Here is a 1,295-nt window from a genome sequence, read left to right as displayed (position 1 = left end):
CTGTGGCGAGTTCGGGGCGGCGGGGGGAGCGAAGAGCAACGGCAATGGCCGTGGCCTGGCTTCGCTCCCTGCGCAGACTTACTTTCCGCTGGCCTTCTTCGCCGCGTCGAAATCTCCGGCCAGATACACGCTGAAGTCTTGTGGCTTCAGGTGCCGCTTGATCGCTGCGTTCACCGACTCCACCGTCAAGGCCTTGAGCTTGGCGTCCAGGTCCGCAGTGGATTGCATGGTCCGGCCGAAGAACAGGTTGCGGCTCAGCAGGCCGGCGACGTTGCCGTCGGAGGCGCGCGCTTGCTCGCGCCGGGTCAGCAGGCCCGAAACCGCGTCGCGCAGTTCGTCGGCGGCTACGCCGCTTTCGACCAGGCGGGTCAGTTCTTCGCGCGTGGCGCGTTCGACCTTGTCCAGGTTCTGCGGCGCGGCGATGGCCTGCATGCTCCAGTTGCCGTCGTCGTCGCGGCCGTCGCGGCTGTCGTCGGCGTCCAGGCGGCTGCCCGCGCTGTAGCTGAGGCCGTCCTTTTGGCGCAGACGGTCGATCAGGCGCGATTTCATGCCGCCGCCGAGGATGTAGTTGGCCGCCACCAACGCCGGGTAGTCGGGGTCGGTTTCCTTCAGCGACAGGTTGGCGCGCGCCAGCAGCACGCCGTTGGCCTTGTCCGGCGCGTCCAGCCGGCGCTGCTCCGGCGCCACCGCGGTGTAGCGCGTGGCGATGGGCGCGAACGCGTGGCCGGGCTTCCAGGCCGCGAACAGCGTGCGCAGCTGGCGTTCCAGCGCGTCGGGATCGAAATCGCCGACCACGGCGATCTCGCCCTCGGCGCTGCCGTAGAACTCGCGGTGGAACGCGCGCAGTTCTTCGAGCTTGAGCGCGCGGATCGCCGCCAGCGATTCGTCCAGGCTGCGCGCGTGCAGCGGGTGCCCGGCCGGCCACGGGTCGAAGTGGCGGGCCAGCGCTTGCCCGGCCAGCGCGTCGGGTTCCTGGCGCTGCGCTTCCAGGCCGGTGATGGCCAGGCGCCCGTACTGTTCGAAATCGGCCTCGGGGAAGGCCGGTTCGCGCAGCAGCTTGGCCGCCAGTGCGACGGCATCGGCGAGTTGATCGCGGCGCGTCTGCAGGCCGATCGAGGCCGATTGCAGGTCGCCGCCGACGCGCGCGCTGGTCTTGAGCGCCTGGAAGCGCGCGTCGATTTGTTCGCGGCTGAGGCCGCCGCCGCCGCGCATCAACTGCGCGCCGGCCAGGCTGGCGGCGACATCGCGCCCGCGCAGCGAATCGGCGTCGCCGAAGCGGAAGTTGGCCGAGAACG

The 1,295-nt window shown here is 70.5% G+C and carries 1 protein-coding gene; it reads right to left on the bottom strand.

Going from position 1 to position 1,295, the window contains the following annotated elements; translation table 11 throughout:
• Nucleotides 1-78: 78 nt before the first annotated feature.
• Nucleotides 79-1,295 (bottom strand): pitrilysin family protein (locus AB0D94_RS37835; protein WP_362062535.1); only part of this gene is annotated, 1,217 nt, incomplete at its 5' end.

It is taken from the genome of Streptomyces sp. NPDC048255 (assembly GCF_040652415.1).
Taxonomy (GTDB): Bacteria; Actinomycetota; Actinomycetes; order Streptomycetales; family Streptomycetaceae; genus Streptomyces.
This window is presented reverse-complemented; position numbering and strand designations above follow the sequence as displayed.